The sequence below is a fragment of the Bradyrhizobium sp. BR14999 genome (assembly GCF_056106085.1).
This window is the reverse complement of record NZ_CM148536.1, coordinates 6909416-6926305: the sequence shown is the minus strand read 5'-3', so window position 1 is coordinate 6926305 and position 16890 is coordinate 6909416. Positions and strand designations below refer to the sequence as shown.

General features: G+C 64.8%; 17 protein-coding genes. 11 read left to right on the top strand and 6 right to left on the bottom strand.

From position 1 onward, the window contains the following. The first annotated feature begins 48 nt into the window (after positions 1 to 48). Positions 49 to 1377 carry a glycosyltransferase family 87 protein gene (locus ACR9YP_RS32415; protein ID WP_474217848.1) on the top strand — a complete coding sequence of 443 codons (1329 nt, stop codon included), beginning with the start codon at positions 49 to 51 and terminating at the stop codon, positions 1375 to 1377. Between the two features lie 40 nt (positions 1378 to 1417). After that, positions 1418 to 2812 (top strand): M20/M25/M40 family metallo-hydrolase, encoded by a 1395-nt coding sequence (locus ACR9YP_RS32410; protein ID WP_438109788.1) that lies wholly within the window; start codon positions 1418 to 1420, stop codon positions 2810 to 2812. Positions 2813 to 3167: 355 nt separating this feature from the next. Here ACR9YP_RS32410 and ACR9YP_RS32405 read toward each other — a convergent pair whose 3' ends face one another. Both ACR9YP_RS32405 and ACR9YP_RS32400 read right to left on the bottom strand, forming a co-directional pair. Continuing rightward, entirely contained in the window at positions 3168 to 3947 is a 780-nt protein-coding gene (locus ACR9YP_RS32405) for a class II aldolase/adducin family protein (RefSeq protein ID WP_438109786.1), read from the bottom strand. A gap of 206 nt (positions 3948 to 4153) precedes the next feature. Beyond that, positions 4154 to 5803, bottom strand: a complete 1650-nt coding sequence (locus ACR9YP_RS32400; RefSeq protein WP_438109784.1) for an ArnT family glycosyltransferase — start codon at positions 5801 to 5803, stop codon at positions 4154 to 4156. Between the two features lie 311 nt (positions 5804 to 6114). Here ACR9YP_RS32400 and ACR9YP_RS32395 point away from each other — a divergent pair, with 311 nt between their 5' ends. Next, the gene (locus ACR9YP_RS32395; protein ID WP_438109782.1) at positions 6115 to 6990 is read left to right on the top strand and encodes a DUF308 domain-containing protein; all 876 of its coding nucleotides are present in this window, start codon (positions 6115 to 6117) and stop codon (positions 6988 to 6990) included. Between the two features lie 148 nt (positions 6991 to 7138). After that, positions 7139 to 7555, top strand: coding sequence for a Ros/MucR family transcriptional regulator (locus ACR9YP_RS32390; protein WP_091890880.1), 417 nt, complete (start codon positions 7139 to 7141; stop codon positions 7553 to 7555). A 3-nt stretch (positions 7556 to 7558) separates the two neighbouring features. Here the strand turns inward: ACR9YP_RS32390 and ACR9YP_RS32385 are convergent, their stop codons facing one another. Beyond that, positions 7559 to 7987, bottom strand: a complete 429-nt coding sequence (locus ACR9YP_RS32385; protein WP_091890882.1) for a SufE family protein — start codon at positions 7985 to 7987, stop codon at positions 7559 to 7561. Between the two features lie 66 nt (positions 7988 to 8053). Then, positions 8054 to 8488 carry a DUF5330 domain-containing protein gene (locus ACR9YP_RS32380; protein ID WP_438109778.1) on the bottom strand — a complete coding sequence of 145 codons (435 nt, stop codon included), beginning with the start codon at positions 8486 to 8488 and terminating at the stop codon, positions 8054 to 8056. 408 nt (positions 8489 to 8896) lie between these two features. Here ACR9YP_RS32380 and ACR9YP_RS32375 point away from each other — a divergent pair, with 408 nt between their 5' ends. Genes ACR9YP_RS32375 through ACR9YP_RS32365 form a run of 3 tightly spaced genes read left to right on the top strand, consistent with a single transcriptional unit; the run spans position 8897 to position 11871 of the window. Next, positions 8897 to 10774 carry a PAS domain-containing sensor histidine kinase gene (locus ACR9YP_RS32375; RefSeq protein ID WP_438109776.1) on the top strand — a complete coding sequence of 626 codons (1878 nt, stop codon included), beginning with the start codon at positions 8897 to 8899 and terminating at the stop codon, positions 10772 to 10774. Then, positions 10767 to 11468 carry a peptidoglycan-binding domain-containing protein gene (locus tag ACR9YP_RS32370; protein WP_130221062.1) on the top strand — a complete coding sequence of 234 codons (702 nt, stop codon included), beginning with the start codon at positions 10767 to 10769 and terminating at the stop codon, positions 11466 to 11468. The genes ACR9YP_RS32375 and ACR9YP_RS32370 overlap by 8 nt, the downstream gene beginning before the upstream one ends. A gap of 58 nt (positions 11469 to 11526) precedes the next feature. Then, positions 11527 to 11871: a DUF1491 family protein gene (locus tag ACR9YP_RS32365; RefSeq protein WP_091890887.1), complete on the top strand. Its 345-nt coding sequence runs from the start codon at positions 11527 to 11529 to the stop codon at positions 11869 to 11871. A 204-nt stretch (positions 11872 to 12075) separates the two neighbouring features. On the opposite strand, the gene ACR9YP_RS32360 is transcribed toward ACR9YP_RS32365, so the two are convergent. Continuing rightward, positions 12076 to 13053: a DUF2336 domain-containing protein gene (locus ACR9YP_RS32360; protein ID WP_438109774.1), complete on the bottom strand. Its 978-nt coding sequence runs from the start codon at positions 13051 to 13053 to the stop codon at positions 12076 to 12078. Positions 13054 to 13308: 255 nt separating this feature from the next. Between ACR9YP_RS32360 and ACR9YP_RS32355 the strand changes: the two genes are divergently transcribed. The 4 genes from ACR9YP_RS32355 (at position 13309) to ACR9YP_RS32340 (ending at position 15873) form a co-directional block, all read left to right on the top strand. After that, complete coding sequence (locus ACR9YP_RS32355; RefSeq protein ID WP_438109772.1) at positions 13309 to 13497, top strand: hypothetical protein; 189 nt, start codon at positions 13309 to 13311, stop codon at positions 13495 to 13497. A gap of 15 nt (positions 13498 to 13512) precedes the next feature. Then, the gene (locus ACR9YP_RS32350; protein WP_438109770.1) at positions 13513 to 14274 is read left to right on the top strand and encodes a hypothetical protein; all 762 of its coding nucleotides are present in this window, start codon (positions 13513 to 13515) and stop codon (positions 14272 to 14274) included. A gap of 433 nt (positions 14275 to 14707) precedes the next feature. Then, positions 14708 to 14941: a hypothetical protein gene (locus ACR9YP_RS32345; protein WP_370985269.1), complete on the top strand. Its 234-nt coding sequence runs from the start codon at positions 14708 to 14710 to the stop codon at positions 14939 to 14941. A gap of 47 nt (positions 14942 to 14988) precedes the next feature. Beyond that, positions 14989 to 15873, top strand: coding sequence for a DUF1259 domain-containing protein (locus ACR9YP_RS32340; protein WP_438109768.1), 885 nt, complete (start codon positions 14989 to 14991; stop codon positions 15871 to 15873). A 70-nt stretch (positions 15874 to 15943) separates the two neighbouring features. On the opposite strand, the gene ACR9YP_RS32335 is transcribed toward ACR9YP_RS32340, so the two are convergent. Beyond that, positions 15944 to 16831: a LysR substrate-binding domain-containing protein gene (locus ACR9YP_RS32335; protein ID WP_438110851.1), complete on the bottom strand. Its 888-nt coding sequence runs from the start codon at positions 16829 to 16831 to the stop codon at positions 15944 to 15946. Positions 16832 to 16890 lie beyond the last annotated feature (59 nt).

The following is a 16890-nucleotide window of genomic DNA, read 5'->3' as shown; positions in this document are numbered from 1 at the left end:
CATCCGTCCGTCTGCTACGTGGTAGTCCGCCGCCGACTGGACCCCACCGTGATCTCCGCCACCCCGTTAGCCAAACCCGATGCGCCGAGACGCCTGTCGTTGCGTGCGCCGCTCGACCTGCTTTTCCTGTTCTGCTGCCTCCTCCTGACTGCCGACGTGCTCATTCCCGAGATCTTCGGCCACGGCAAGACCAAGGATTACGGGCTGTGGTACTGGGCCGGGCAGCAGGTCTTGCAGGGGCGGCCGCTCTATCCCGGTGACATCAGCGACTATTTCGAGTTCATCTATCCACCGCTGCCGGCGGTCCTGCTGGCGTTCCCGAGCTGGTTCGGCAAGATCCCGCTCTATGTCGTGCTGTCGATCCTGAATGCGGTGGCGTGGTGGTGCACCGGTACGTTCTCCCAGGTGTTGGCCGGATCGGACCGCAGGGCCGGTCCGTGGCTGGAAGCGCTGCCCGCCTTCGTCACCGTCACCTTCGTGTTCGACATGTTCGACCTCGGCCAGCCGAACCTCGTCCTGCTCGCGATGATGCTCTACGGCTTCTGGAGCTTGCGGCATCAGCACCACTGGCTTGCCGGCTTCATGTTCGCGCTCGCGACCGCCATCAAGGTGTTTCCGATCGCAGTGCTGCCTTATCTCGTCTGGCGGCGGAAGTGGGAGGCCGTGGTCGCGACCGTCGCCTTCATCGGCATTCTTCTTTACGTCGTGCCGGCGCCGATCCGCGGCTTCGAGCGCAACGCGGCCGAACTTGCGACCTGGTACCAGGCCATGGTCGGGAGCAGCTCGGAAAAAGGCTTTGGCCAGCGCGACGAGCAGAACTGGTCGTGGGTCAACCAGTCCCTCATTGCCGTCACGCATCGCCTGGGCCGGCCGATCAATTACAATCTGGAAGATCCCAACAAGCCGCCGCGTACGATGAACGTCATCGACGTCGACTACCGGACGGCGAACTGGATCGTGCTCGCGCTGTCGGCACTGCTCGGGCTCGGCTTCGTCGCGATCATGCCTCGGCAAGCGCGGCGCACGGCGCGCTCCGATGCCGAGGAGCTCGGCATCCTGTTCTGCCTGATGACGATTGCCTCGCCTCTGGCGCGACAATACTATTTCATGTGGTTGTTCTTCCCGATGACGGTGCTGATGCATCGGGCTGCCTTCGACGCGCGGGCGAATGTGCGGCTGGGAACCTGGCTCGCTTTGGCCGCGGCCGGCATCCTCATGCTGCTGTCGCTGCCGTGGTTTCCCAATGTCATCCAGGCCTGGGGCAATAATCTCGTTGCGACCGCCATCCTTGCCGGCAGCCTCGCATGGCACATCCGGCACCCGCCGGTTGCGGCTGGCCCCGAGGCCGCGCCGGCGCTAAAAGCGCAGACACCTTGAGCCCCCGATTTCTTGAGACTCGAAAGTCAGGATCACGACCATGGCCAATGCGCAGCTTCAATCCGTGCTCGACCACATCGACAAGGATTTCGACAACAGCCTGGAGCGCCTGTTCTCGTTGTTGCGGATCAAGTCGATCTCCGCGGATCCGGCCTTCGCCGCCGATTGCAAGGCAGCGGCCGAGCATCTCGCCAAGGACATCGCGAGCCTCGGTGTTGCCACTGAAGTGAGGCCGACCGCCGGCCATCCCGCCATCGTCGGCAAGACCGGGGCAGGCGGACGACCGCACGTGCTGTTCTACGGCCATTACGACGTACAGCCGGTCGATCCGCTCGATCTCTGGCACCGTCCGCCGTTCGAGCCTGTCGTCACCGACCATGCCGATGGCCGCAAGATCATCGTCGCGCGCGGTGCCGAGGACGACAAGGGCCAGGTCATGACCTTCGTCGAGGCCTGCCGCGCCTGGAAAAAGGTGACGGGCTCGCTGCCGATCGACATCACCTTCCTGATCGAAGGCGAGGAGGAGGTTGGCTCGAAGAATTTCGTGCCCTTCATCGAGGCCAACAAGGACGAGTTCAAAGCCGACTACGTGCTGGTCTGCGACACCGGCATGTGGGACCGCAACACGCCGGCGATCACGACGTCGTTGCGCGGCTTGCTCTATGAGGAGCTTAAGATCACCGCCGCCAATCGCGACCTGCATTCCGGCGTGTTCGGCGGCAGCGCGATGAACCCGATCCGGGTGCTGACCAAAATTCTCGGTGGCCTGTTCGATGACGACAACCGCATCACCATCCCCGGCTTCTATGACGGCGTGAAGGACCTGCCGCCCGATATCCTCGAGCAGTGGAAGAAGCTCAATCTCACGCCGGAGATGTTTTTGAAGCCGATCGGCCTGTCGATCCCGGCGGGCGAGAAGGGCCGGTTGCTGATCGAGCAGGCCTCCTCGCGTCCGACCTGCGACGTCAACGGCATCTGGGGCGGCTATATCGGCGAGGGCTCAAAGACGGTGATCCCGTCGCATGCCTCGGCCAAGGTCTCGTTCCGTCTGGTCGAGGGGCAGGATCCCGCAAAGATCCGCAAGGCTTTCCGCGACTATGTGACGGCGCGCATTCCCGGCGATTGCAAGGTCGAGTTCGGTGACCATTCCGCCGCGCCTGCGGTCGCGCTCGACTGGAACATGAAGCCGCTTGCCGCCGCCAGCAAGGCGCTGACCGAGGAATGGGGCAAGGAGACCGTGCTGATGGGCTCGGGCGCCTCGATCCCGATCGTCGCAGACTTCAAGCGCACGCTTGGCCTCGACTCGCTGCTGGTCGGCTTCGGCCTCGACGATGACAACATCCATTCGCCGAACGAGAAGTACGACCTCCGCAGCTTCCAGAAGGGCATCCGTTCCTGGGCCAGGATTCTCGCCGCGCTGGCGGAGGTGAAGTAAAGGCGGTGTCGTAGGGTGGCAAAGCGCAGCGTGCCCACCACTTCCGAGGCGAACTGCGAGATGGTGGGCACGGCGCTATGCGCCTTTGCCCACCCTACGAGAGCGCCTTCCGTCATCCTGAGGTGCGAGCCGTGGAGCGCAACGCGCTTCACGGTAAGCCTCGAAGGATGCACGGCCCCGATGCAGCCGGGCCGTCGCCCTTCGAGGCTCGCCGAAGAGGCGAGCACCTCAGGGTGACGGTGATGGTGATTGCGACCGCCGCCCCAAATAAAAACGCCGCCCGGAATTGAGCGGCGTTTCATTCCAAAACGTGCAGAGGTAGTTGACGTCTACCCTACACGAAACCACGAAAATCTCAAGAGCGGTAGCCGGGAAGCTCGCGGTCGAGCTTGCGCAGCAGCGGCGGCCACACGAGGTTGGTGGCGCGCAGCTCGGCGCGGTCGCGGTTTGACAGCAGCTCGGTGTTCTTGTCGATCGCGACGTCGTCGACCGGATAGACCGGCGTGCCCAGCGCGCGCGTGCGCACCTGCATCGAGCAGGCGCGCTCGAGGTGATACATGCGCTCGAAGGCGGAGGCGACCGAGCGGCCGACCGTCAGCGTGCCATGGTTGCGCAGGAGCATGTGGTTGTGGTCGCCGAGGTCCTTCTGGAGCCGCGGCCGCTCGTCGTGGTCGAGCGCGATGCCTTCATAGTCGTGATAGGCGAGATCGTGGGTGACGAGCTGGGCGGTCTGGTTCAGCGGTAACAGGCCTTCGGCGCTGCTCGACACAGCGGTGCCGTCGAGCGTGTGGAGATGCAGCACGCAGATCGCGTCCTCGCGCACCTCGTGGATCGCCGAATGGATGGTGAAGCCGGCCGGGTTGATGCTGTATTCGCTCTCGGAGAGCTGATTGCCGTGCAAATCGACCTTGACGAGGCTCGACGCCGTGATCTCATCGAACATCAGCCCGTAGGGATTGATGAGGAAGTGATGGTCGGGGCCGGGCACGCGCGCGGAGATGTGGGTGTCGACCAGATCGTCCCAGCCGTACAGCGCGACCAGGCGATAGCAGGCGGCGAGATTGACCCGTTGCTGCCACTCGGCCTCCGTCATGTTCGACGGCACTTCCTTCAGGCGCGCTTCCGCTGGCGACATGGCTGATCTCTCCGAACATCGTTGTTGCGGGGAGAGAGCGTAGTCTTGCGCCGGGTTGACGGCAAGGCGCAAGGAGCGTGGCTGTCGCGCGTAGCCTGCATGGAGCTTCCGCCGTAGCTCGAAGAGCGAAGGCGGAAGCGCAATGCGGGACGCCTGATCCCGGATTTCGCTTGCGCTCCATCCGGGCTACGGTCGAGAGAAAATGATTACGGCGCCGGGATCGACAGCAGGCTGGAAATGCTGCGGCCGCGGATATCGTAGACGCGGGCGAACACCACGTCGTCGCGCTTGATCTCGACCATGACGGGCGCGGTGAGGCCCTTGCAGTAGAACTCGCCCAGCGTCATCGCGAAATCGGCCGCATTGGAATCCCAGCCGATGGTGAAGTCCGGTCCGAGCGCGACCTGGGCCGGACGCTGCGGACCGCACACCGCGACCTTCCATTTGCGATTGACCGGCGGCACTTCCTGGCGCTCGATCAACTGCTCGCGCAATTCATCGGAAGCCTGCTTCAGCGCCAGGCCCCAATAGTCCAGCATGAAGCGGTCGTCGGCGCCGCGCACGGTGCCGGCGATGTGGTTGAAGTGGGTGTATTGATAGGGATGCAGCCGGATCATCTCGGCGAGCGACAGCGCAAGGCCGAAGCAGAAGGTGGCGAGCACGACCGGCTGCCAGGTGCGGTGATTGGCGCGCAGGCGCTCCATGGCCCAGGCAAACGCGACGCCGCCGAGCACCGCCATCGGCGGGATCACGAAGACGAAATGGCGGATGCCATTGTACAGCGCCGGCCGCTTCACCATTGCGATCGCGAGCGGCAGGGTCGCGGCCAGCGTCAGCATCAAGAGGATGGTCTTGCGGCGCGCGGGAACCTCGCGGCGCGGCAGCAGTGCGAAAGTGCCAATCACGGCGCCGGTCATCAGCACCAGCATGACCTCGGGCAGCTGCAGCGCGAACAGCGTCGGCAGATAGGACCAGGGCATGTCGGGCACGGACACGATCGCGCCGTCGAACATCTCCTTCCAGGGCTTCTCGAAGAAGTGCGAGAAGTAGGTCAGCGCCTCGAAGGGATTGCCGGGCTGCATGATCGACCACGGCCAGATCAGCCCCATCACGAGGTAGCCGAGCACGAGGCCGGGCAGCAGCACGTAGACGACATGGGCGAAGCGGCGGATCGATTCGCGCAGGCCCTCGCTGCGCAGCTCCTCCAGGAACAGCGGCATGAAGCCGAGCACGGCGTAGACCAGTGCGAGACCGCCGAGAACGCGGCAGCCCAGCGAAAGGCCGGCACCCAAGCCGACGATCAGCACCGTGCGCGGCGACGGCTGCGGATATTCCTCCGCGAGACGGACGAGGCCCAGCATCAGGATGATCATGGCCACCGCGAAGGGCGCATCCTTCGGGTTCATGAACATGTGGCCGTAGAAGATCGGGCAGAGCGCAAGCAGCAGGAGTGAGGCGAGACCGGCAAGGGGGCCGCCGATGCGGCGACCGAGCCGCCACGTCACCGCAAGCCCAATCACACCGACGATGGCGCCGACCAGACGTCGCGTCTCGAACAGTTCGAGCGGAATGATCTTGTGCAGGAGAGCGGCGACCATGTCGAAGCCGCCGCCATACATGTAGAGATTGGCGAAGGAGAGCGCCGCCGTGTCCCTGAAGCCGGAACCGAACATGCGCAGCAACAGGTCGGCATATTCAGCGTGGGTGTAATCGTCCCAGCCGAGCCCGTAGTCGCGGAAGGTCAATCCTGCAATGACGGCGACCGCGGCCAGCACCAGCATGGCGAGATCGTCGCAAGTCCGTTCGACCGAGCGCCGCAGAGGCGTGTCGATCGCCGAAGTCGTGATGGATGTCATGGCTATTGGTGACCCGGAATCCCCTCTCGGCCCTGCTGGTGCGCGCGGGCCTGCTCCCCGGAATCCCTATAGCGCAGTTCCATTACCAAGTAATTGGGCATTATGGCTAAATTCCTGATGCGACGCAGCAAAACCAGAAACTTGGAGCACTGTAGCAGTAGCGAGCCGCAGCTGAAGGGAATGTGAATAAGTCCCTGATTTCTTTCCCTTTAGGAACAGTGCCCACAATTGGCCGTTGGCGTGGAACACCGTATGACGGTATCGTGGTTTGACGAGTGTCGCGTGTGGGTGCGCGGCCGGGGGTAAGTTCGATGACCTTGGCAATGTTGATTGTGGGGATTTTCGCCGTTCTGGCGGGCCTCCTTGCGATCCTGTTTGGTTACACAGTCAGGGAATTCAGTGTCGGCAGCACCCTCATAATCTCCGGAACTATCGGCGTCTGCACCGGAATGTTACTGGTCGGCCTGCATCTCCTGCTGCTCGAGCTGAAGGGCATCGCCCGCCGGCTGGCCACCGGAGCAGCCGCATCGGAGGTTCGGGTCAGGCCCGTGCTGCCGGGTCTGACGATGCCTGGCGCGCCTGCGCCCGAGCCGGCGCTTGCCCAGCCTGCGAAGATCGAACCGGCGCCACCACCAGCCGCAGCCCCTCCGCCGTGGCAGAGCGAAGCCGCCGCGCGCGAACGTCCGCGCGTCGAGGCGCCGGAAGCACCAACGCCTCCTGCGGCTCCGGAGGCGCCGCGCCGCCGCAACCTGTTGTTCGCCTCGACTTCGCGCAAGGAGCGTGAGCGCGCGGAGGCGAAGGCCACCGAGGGCCCGTCGCCGCCTCATGAGGAACCAGCAGCGCCCGCCGCCCCGGATGTTCCGCCTGCCAGTTTCGAGGACGCCTGGCCGAAGCCGGAGCGCATGCGCCCGCCGGAGCCGCCGGTCACCTCGCGCCGGCCTCCGCCGCGCTCGCCCTCGACCTTTGCGGACGCCGCTCCGCCGCCGCCTGCAGCTGAACCGCCGCCTGCGCCTGAGCCGGCGGCTGCGGCCGATCAGGCGCCCGTCACCGTGCTCAAGTCCGGCGTCGTCGATGGCATGGCCTATTCGCTCTATTCCGACGGTTCGATCGAAGCACAGATGCCGGAGGGCATGATGCGCTTTGCCTCGATCGACGAGCTCCGCGCACATCTCGACCAGCGGGGTTGAGGCCGCCGCGCAGAAAGTAAAGCGCCGCCGTTCGCCAGTAATCAGCTCTTCCTCGACAGTTGTCGTGGTTCCGCCGAACGTATTGTTGACAGGGAATACTCTGGCGTCGTCAATCCCGTGAGAAGGATGGCGGAGAAAGGGCGGGCGCATGTCGGATGCGGGGAACAAGAATTTCATCGAGCTGACGGCAAGCATCGTGTCGGCCTATCTCAGCAACAATCCGACGCCGTCGGCGGAGATTCCGAACCTGATCAGCCAGGTGCATGGCGCGCTGCTGCGGGTCTCGTCGGGTCGTACCGAGACCGCGCCGCTCGAGCCGGCCAAGCCGGCGGTCTCGCTGAAGAAGTCTATCGCGCCGGATTATCTGGTGTGCCTGGAAGACGGCAAGCGCTTCAAGTCGCTGAAGCGCCACCTGCGCACTCAGTACAACATGACGCCGGAGCAATATCGCGAGAAATGGGGCTTGCCGGCCGACTATCCCATGGTCGCGCCGAACTACGCGGTGGCACGCTCGCAGCTGGCGAAGCAGATGGGCCTCGGACAGCAGCAGCGGAAGCGGAAGTAGCTCTCAGGACGCTTCCGCGAGCGCCTCTTTGGCGTCGGTCTTGATGCGCTCGACCATCGAGCGCAGGCCATTGGAACGCTGCGGCGTCAGATGATCGCGAAAGCCGAACTCGTTGAACACGGCGATCGCGTCGGTGTCGAGGATCTCCTGCGGCGTGCGGCCGGAATAGAGCGCGAACACGATCGCAACCAGCCCGCGCACGATATGCGCATCACTGTCGCCGCGATACTTCAGGATCGGCGCGCCATTGCCGCGCTCGACCAGCTTCTGGAGCCAGACCTGGCTGACACAGCCTTGCACCTTGTTCGCGGCAGAATGCTCTGCCTGCGGCATGGGTTCCAGGGTGCGGCCGAGCTCAATGACGTACCGGTAGCGGTCGTCCCACTCGTCGAGAAGTTCGAAATTGTCCCTGATTTCGTCGATCGTCGTCATGCTGGCCCATGTTCCCTTTTAGGCCAATATAGGGACGCGAAGCCGTGAAATCGATAGGGTTTGGGGCTAATTTGCGACCGCAGGTCCGCGCCATTCCAGCGCGAGGTCGTCCTGGGTCAGGGTGTCGCGCGGCGCCTCGCTCGCAACGGCATCGCCTTCGCCAGCCAGCGCGATCGAGCCGGTATGGTCGGGCGCCTTCTTGTCCGTCTTGTCGTTCTTCTCGTTGGTGATCTGCTCTTTCTTGTCGTTGATGATCTGGTAGATCTTGCGCGCGCCGTCCTGGGCACGCTGGCCGATGATGGTCGCGGCCTGTCCACCGACCTCGCAGGCCGTCGGCTGGCGCTTGCAGAACTGGGTCACGTCGGAGACGGCTGCGGTCGCAGCCTGCACCGCATCGGCGGCGCCGATCTGCGGCAGCTTCTCCGATTCGGGCGTCTTGTCCCGCGGCAGCAGCACCAGCACCAGCCCGAGCCAGAATGTGATGCGGATCAGAAAGCGCATCTTGCGACCTGTACGTTCGATCCCGCCGCGGCGATCTCCGCGGATGTCGGACCTAGCAAGCCTCGATAAATCGCAAGTGATTGCCTTGAGCTTAATTCGCGGAAAATTTACGCAAAAATCTTCGGGATCGACGGTCTCGTAAATTTTCGATTGACGCCCGCGCCCGTGATTCTGCTGGCCCCCTGCATCCACCAATTCGAAACCATGCCGAGGAGTGTGAAACTCCGTGTTCACCATCCGCAGCGAAGACGTCGCCAAATCGTCTAAAAAGCTCCGCGATGACGCGGTGTCCGGCCGCACGCCGCGCCGCCTTAGCACTCGTTTAAGGTCGCTCTGACACGGTGGCTCAACGATAAGGAGGCGTTCCGGCGCGTCTTCTAAAGACGATTGAGCCGAAGCGCGAGACCCGTGACCGTTTTGAGTATCATCCGCGATTGTCTCGATGCGCTGCTGCATCCCTCCGCGCGTTACGATGCGCTGACGCGAGCGCGCCATCGTGCCTTTATGGCGCCGCGGCTGCTTGGCAGTCTGGCTGCCTTCGCCGCATTCCCGATCTATCTCGTCCTGCGCGGCGCGCCGAGCGCGATCGAGGTGGCCGCGTTCGCCTGGCTGATCGCGCCGATCCTGTTGTCCTGGTTCCTGTCGCGCACCGGCCGCTATGAAGGCGCGCATGTGCTGTCGTCGCTGGCGCTTGCCGGCTTGATCATGGCGGTGGCGGCCACCACCGGCGGCATCGAATCCTTCGCCGCGATCTGGCTGGTCGTAGTTCCGCTCGAAGCCGCGCTGTCGGCCTCGCGCCGCGTCGCGGCCTTCGCCTCGCTGCTCGCGCTGTCCTGTGCCGGGATCCTGATCCTCGTCAGCCAGCTCGGCTGGCTGCCGATCGACCTGCCGAGCGCCACAGAACGCGGCGTGCTGATGGCGCTCGGCGTCGCCTCGGCGACGCTCTACGCCGCGGGCCTCGCCTTCGGCGCGGAATCGCTCGCGCGCACCAGCGTTGCGCTGCTGTCGCGCGAGGAAGAGCGCTATCGCCTGCTCGCGCGCAACATGAGCGACGTCATCTCGCGGCATCAGCGCAACGGCGCGGTGCAGTTCATCTCGCCGGCGGCGGAGACCATGCTCGGCATGCCCGTCACGCAACTGCTTGGCCACGGCCTGTTCGACCGCGTGCACGTCGCCGATCGCCCGGCCTATCTCACGGCTTTATCGGATGCGGCGCGCGGCGACGTGTGCAGCGTCGAGTTCCGGCTGCGGCGGGAACCTGCCGGCTCCGAGCGCGGCCAGATCGACTTCATCTGGGTCGAGATGCGTTGTCGCCCGCTCGACCAGGACAGGGCTCGTGACGTCACGGGCGAAGCCGAAGTCGTCGCCGTGATGCGCGACGTCACCGACCGCAAGCTTTCCGAGCAGGCGCTCGATCAGGCCCGCAGCGCCGCCGAAGCGGCCGACGCCGCCAAGACACGCTTCCTCGCCACCATGAGCCACGAACTGCGCACGCCGCTGAATGCCATCATCGGCTTCTCCGAGATGATCGCGCAGGAGCAGACCTTGATGCTGGGAGCGGCCCAGCGCAAGGAATATGCCCAGCTCATCAACGATTCCGGCCAGCATCTGCTGTCGGTCGTCAACGGCATCCTGGACATGTCCAAGATGGAATCGGGCAATTTCGAGATTGCCTCGGAGCCGTTCGCGCCGCGCGCCTCGCTGATGCATTGCTGCAATTTGCTGGCGCTGAAGGCGCGGGAGAACGGCATCGACCTCATCACCGATGCGCCGCAGGATCTGCCTGTCATGACCGGCGATCCCAGAGCCTTCAAGCAGATCGTGCTCAACCTCGTCGCCAATGCGATCAAGTTCACCGAGCGCGGCGGTCAGGTCACCGTGACGGCGGCGGTGTCGGGTTCGCAGCTTGCGCTGCGCATCAGCGACACCGGCGTCGGCATCGCGCCCGACGATCTCAAACGCATCGGCGCGCCGTTCTTCCAGGCCGGCAAGACCTATCAGCGCCGTCACGAAGGCACCGGCCTCGGACTTTCGATCGTGAAGAGCCTCATAGCGTTGCATCTCGGCGAATTGACGGTACAAAGCAGGTTAGGCGAGGGCACCGCCGTCACCGTCAAGCTGCCGCTCGTCTACACGCCGCCGCAGGCCAAGCCGGCGGAGAGCAAGATCGCGACGCTGACGCCGGTGCTGCGCCAGGAATCTCACAATCAATCTCACGACCAATCTCACGACCAACTTCACGAAGAATTTCAAGACCAACCTGCGCTGGTGAAGAAAAGTGCCTAAGAAGTCTGCAAAGGGCGAAGCCGCTCCGCGCCGTCGTGGTGCCAAGGCCGCGGTCATCGACGTCGAGACCGAGCGCAACCTCGTCATGCGCGTGCTGCTGCACAGCCCCAAGGATACGCTGGCCGGCCTCGTCGCCGTCGCTGCGATCGGTGCGATCGTTGCCAATGCGCTGTTCCTGCAGACCGGCCGGCATCCCGCGCCGATGTTCGGCACGGTGATCAATCTACCCGCGCCGTCGTCCGTGCCGCTGGCGAACCCCTTGCCGCGTCCGCGTCCCGTCGGTGCCGAGACGTCGCCGCTCGAGCCGCGCGCGACGGAGTTTCGCACTGAGCCCAAACCTGCCGAGCGCGCCGCCGAGAAGCCGCCCGAAAGGCCGGTCGAGGCGACCGCCTCGACGCGCTCGAACGATCCGATGACCAATCTGGTCAAGGCGACGACATCGACGCCGCCCTCGGCCCTGCGTCCGCCGGCGCCGATCCCGGTGCAGAGCCCGGCCGCGCGACGTATCGCCGGCGTGCAGCGCGCGCTGTCCGAATATGGCTACGGGAATTTGAAGATCACGGGCACGATGAGCGGCGAGACCCAGTCCGCGATCCAGAAATTCGAGCGCGAGCACAAGATGCAGGTCACCGGCCAGGTCTCAGACCGCCTGCTGCGCGAGCTCGCGGCCGCGATCGGCCATCCCGTCGAATAATTTTGGCGCCCGCACGGAGGCTGGTGCTGATTGCAGCACTGGCCTATCGTTCGAACTCATGCGTTTGAAATCCAACATATGGGTGGCGGCCTATTTGCGCCGCTGTCAGACCGAGGGCGTGTTCGGCGCCGTGCGCCGCCGCGGCGCCGAGGAGGCGGGCGCGGTGTTCGTGAAGGTGTCGCTGCTCGACGGCAATGCGATGCTGTATACGCCGGCGCCGCAGACGGTCTATGACGACGGCCGTCCGGTCGATCGCTTCTTCGTGCCGGTCGCGCCGCAGCCTCTGCCGGAGCACACCATCGAGGAACGGCTGACCAAGGAAATCCGCTTCGATCCGGACGCCTGGATCGTCGAGACCGAGGACCGCGCGGGCCGGCATTTTCTTGAGCTGGCGCGGGCGTGATGCGGGCGCGATAGCCGTTGTTTGCCACGATCAGGCCGCAGGCTCTTAACCTCTCCCGCTTGCGGGGGAGGTCGGCGCGAAGCGCCGGGTGGGGGCTCTCTCCACTGGGAGAGTCCCTCTGTTGAGGCACCCTCACCCCGACGCTCTCCCGCAAGCGGGAGAGGGAGCGCACCGCCTTCTCAGCGACAAACCAATCTAAATCTTCTAGCGATCCGACGATCCGCCGGTGCCCCTGCGCACCGTCGGGCTCGTGCCCGGCTGCACGCCCGGCCGGGTCTGGCTCGCACCGGCACGTGCGCGCTGGCGTTCGCCGTCATGTAGCGCGGTCTGGTACTTTGCGCGGGTGACCGCGAGCGTCGAGCCGCGCCAGGCCGCCAGCATCACCAGCGCGGAGTGCTCGCCGAGGCGGTCATAGAGCCGCGACAGCCGGTACACGTCGTTCACGGAGGTCCCGATCTCCGGCTTGAAGAACAAGAGGATGCGCTGGAACACCGGGCTCGGCATCTCGAGAGCGCGTGCGGCGACCGCGAGCGCCTCGCCGCCGGCATCGTCGACGATCTGAGCCGCGACGCGTGAGGGCAGGATCAGACTGTCGCCGAGCTCGAAGGTGAAGTTCTCGATGTCGCCCGCGATCGCCGCCATCTCCAGGATCTGGATCGCGCGCTTGGCGCGCACGGTCGGAATCCGCGGCGCGGCCTTGAGCGGCGTCTGCGCCAGATTGTGCAGGATCAGCGCGCGCTCGGAGGTGCCGGCGCGGAAGAACATGTCGTGGATCTCGGCGGCGTCCTTCGGCTGCATCGCCATGTTCGAGGCCAGCCGCTGCTCGGCCTCGGTGGGCGTGCGGGCCGGGGCGTGTGTCGGCGGCGAGGTGGGAATCTCGCGCGCCAGCGGAACCCTGCGGCCTTCCTGGGCGGCGACCAGTCCGAGCTTCTGGAGGATCGGGACGGGCGTCGTCGGATAGACCGCAAGCCGCGCCTTGACGGCCGCGCGCGTCGCATCGTCGACCTGGTCGATCAGCCGCGTGGCGAGCTCGACGAACTGCCGCTGTTCGTCATCGCTATGGACGCGCGTCTGCACATAGAGATCGGTCAGCACGCGCAGCAGCGTCGGGCGGATGTCGACGCCTTCGCGACGGGAGAGGGTCATCAGCCCATCGAATCCGGGAAACAGCGACTTGGTCATGGAGGCGTACGCAACTCGGGAGATATCCTTGTCGCGAGCCTATCGCAGGTTCCTTTAAAGCCTCGTTAAGGAAAATGAGGCGTGAAGCCGGCCCGGCAATTTAAGGCGAGTCGTGCCGCAACGGGACGGCGCGGCACGCTCCGTGCGGTTACGGTCCGGAAAGCGCGTTTACATCCCGTTAACCATAACTGATCTTAATGAATGCATGTTGCATGAAGCGCGTTTGGTCGCACGGCAATTGATAGAGAGCTGGATATGGGGACGATCATCGAATTTCCGGCCGCTCGCCGGGCAGGCTCGTCGGGGGATACCGCACCGCGCACGGAAACGGGAACGGTTCTGATCCTCCCGGTGATCCGTATCGAGCGCGAGGCGGACGAAACCAGAGGCGATCGTGGGCCGGAGCAGGGCACAGCGCCGGGGCGCCGTCGTCGCCGCCGCTGACTTCAGGCTTTTGCAATGCCGGACACCATCCGCCAGATCCGGCCTTTCGTATCGGCCGTCCTGCTCACGCTGCTTGGCGCTGCGCTCGGCGCCTGTAGCGGCGGCGATTTCGGCCGCACCCGCGCCGACATGCGCAGCGACGACATGCATCGCTGGTTAGGGGCGGAGGTCACCTCCAGCGTTGGCCTGAAGCCCGCGCAATTCCAGCTCACCGACGAGGAGCGCCAGCTTCGCGATCTCGCCTATCCCATGATCGAGCCGCCGTTGTCGCGCCCGGCCTGGAAGAGCGTGTTCGGCGACTACAAGCCGCTGCCCTCGCCCTGGCGGCAGAAGATCGTGTTCGACCGCACCATGTATGGACGCACGCTGATCGACGAGCCGCACCGCTCGCATTCCTCGCGCTATGCGCAGCTGATCGAGGACGTGCGCAACGACATCACCCGGTTCGAGCCGTTCTTCGCCAGCGCAATCCGCGTCATCGATCTCGACAGGAAGCGCGATGCCAGCATGGCGCGCGTCTCCGCGCTCTCGCCAAGAGAGAGGGATGACGCGGTCGCGCGCATGCAGGAGAACTCGCTGATCGTGCAGTGGGTGCAGCAGTGCCTGGAGCAGCGCGTCTCGTCCTACCGCTGGGCGCTGGAGCGGCTGGTGATCCAGGCGCCCGACGGCATGGCCGCCGATGCCGACCGCCTGATCGGCGAGCTCGCCGCCCAGACCGCCAACCCGCCGGTCGCAGCGCAGCCTCCTTACGGCCGCGCGGTCGTCTCGAAGGGCTGAGCGCGCAAGCCCGCTCGAATGACACGCCTCAACGCGGGCAATGTATGTGAGATCCTCCGGTCGTTTCGAGCTGGTGGTTAGCGGTTCCGTTCGGCGGTGAACTCTTCGTGACACGCGCTGGCGATTTGAGGGTAAAGCTCGGATTGACAGCTCTGCCATCACGGTTTCTATTTGCGGTGACGGGGGTTTGCGATCCCCCCGCGAGGCGACATGCTGAAGAATCGCGTCCTGATCTTCACCTGGGACGCAGCATGTCATTTTCGACCTCCAAGCCATTCCACAAATTGTCCCGACTGATCGGCGCGCCGCGCCGACGCGCGATAGGCGAGGGCATCGCGTGCTGGTACCTTGTTGCGCGTCGTGGCCTTCGTCCGGAAGCGACGTCACACAGCGGGCTTCACCTGGGGCGGGGAATACCACCAGGAGAACGATCATGCGTACACCAGCGATCTTTCACGCAGTCCTGCTTCTGGCGACTGCAGGCGGGCTCTCGAGCGCACATGCGCTGACACAGGAGGAGTTCGTCGCCAAACTCCAGGCCGCCGGCTATTCGCAGGTCAGCGACATCAAGTCGACTGCAGAAGGCACGACCGCAAAGGCCGTGAAGAACGGCAAGGACGTGCGGCTCGTCGTGGACAGTAGCGGACAGATCAAGGAACAGAAGTGAACCCTTGGGGGTGCGAGAGCCTGAAACCAAGCTCAAGGAGTAGATCAATGCGAAAGACGATTTCGGCGCTGATCGGCGTCAGTGCCTGCTTCATCGCGAGCGCTCATGCGCAGGATGTTGACTGGAAGAAGGTCGACGAGACGCTGGGCCGCAAGCCCAGTGTTGCGGACGATGTCCATCGTTACGGCTTCCCTCGTACCGATCTCACCGTGACTTTGGACGGAGTCACGATCAAGCCGGCGCTCGCGCTTGGCGGCTGGCTCGCGTTCAAGCCTGCGCATGGCGGCGCCATGGTCATGGGTGACCTTGTGCTCCTCGAGACCGAGATCAATCCTGTGATGGCGAAGATGATCGCGAGCGGTATCGAGATCACCGCCGTGCACAATCATCTCCTGCGCGCGAGCCCGGCGACCTTCTACATGCACGTCGCCGGACATGGCGATCCCGTCAAGCTGGCCTCCGCAATCCACGATGCCCTCGCCGAAAGCAAAACTCCTCTGACGGTCGCGGCGGCGGGCAATCCGCCTGCCATCGACCTCGACACGGCGAAGCTCGACCAGATCATCGGCGTCAAAGGGCAGGGCAATGGCGGCGTTTACCAGTTCAACGTCAAGCGGCGCGACCCCGTCACGGAAGACGGCATGCTGCTGACCCCCGTCGGCCCGATGGGCGTCGCGATCGCCATCAACTTCCAGCCGACCGGCGGCGGCAAGGCGGCCATCACCGGTGACTTCGTCCTCACCAGCGACGAGGTGAACCCGGTCATCGTGGCGCTGCGGACGCACGGCATCGAGGTGACGGCGCTGCATAGTCACATGCTGGACGAGCAGCCGCGACTCTTCTTCATGCATTTCTGGGCAAACGACGATGCCGTCAAGCTTGCTGAGGGCTTGCGTGCTGCGCTGGACAAGACCGCCAGCACGAAAAGCTGACGCGGAGCCGAGCTGGTGATTATCGCTCGCCGCGCGTGACGACTGCCGCCATCGTGGCCGCGCCTATCGCTCAAGCCGAGCGGCCGGCCGCAAGCTCGCGCGTGATCCACTCGGTAAAGGCGCGGATCGCCCGACGCTGCTGGCCAGCGCGGGGAAAGACCAGATGATGGCCGACATAGCGAATGTCGGTGGAACGTCTGGCAAGTGGCGCCACCAACAGCTTGGTCGCAATCTCGCGTTCGGCGAGCCGCGTTGATTCCAGCGTCACGCCAAGTCCGCTCGACGCCATCGCGATTGCCAGGAAGCTGCGATCGAAGCGCATGCCGTGGATGGCCGGCGCTTCGAGGCCGTTGGCCGTGAACCATTGATGCCACTGCACCTGCTTGACGTCCGAGCGGATCAGCACCTGGTCGAGCAGGTCCTTCGGCTTGTGGATTTTCTTCGCGAGTTCGGGCGTGCAGAGCGGCGTCACGGTCTCTTCGCCCAGCGGAATGATCTCGACCCCTTCGGCCCTCGGCTGGCCGTAGACGATGTCGATGTCGAAATCGTCGTTGCTGAACCGGGCGTATTCCGTGTTGGCAGCGAGCCGAACCTCGAGCTTGGGCTGGGCGGCCATGAAGCGGGCGAGCCGCGGGGCGAGCCACTGGGCAGCGAAGCTCGGTGCGCAATGCACCCTCAGCAATTGCGGGCCGCGGCCTGCGACCTCCTCGATGCCCCGGCGCAGATTGTCGAAAGCGGCGCCGGCATGACGCATCAGGTTCTCGCCCGCCGGCGTCAGCCGCACCGCCCGGGCGCTGCGCTCGAACAGGACGGTGCTCATCGCGCTTTCGAGCTTGCGAATGGCGTGGCTGACCGCGCTCGGAGTGAGATGAAGCTCGTTCGCCGCGTCCCGGAACGAGCCGGTGCGGGCGGCCGCCTCGAAGGCGCGGATCGACGATATCGGGATACTCGACAGCAGCATCCGATAAGTGAACCAAATTCACCCATGCAAGACAACAGCGCGTTTGTCCGAAGGCG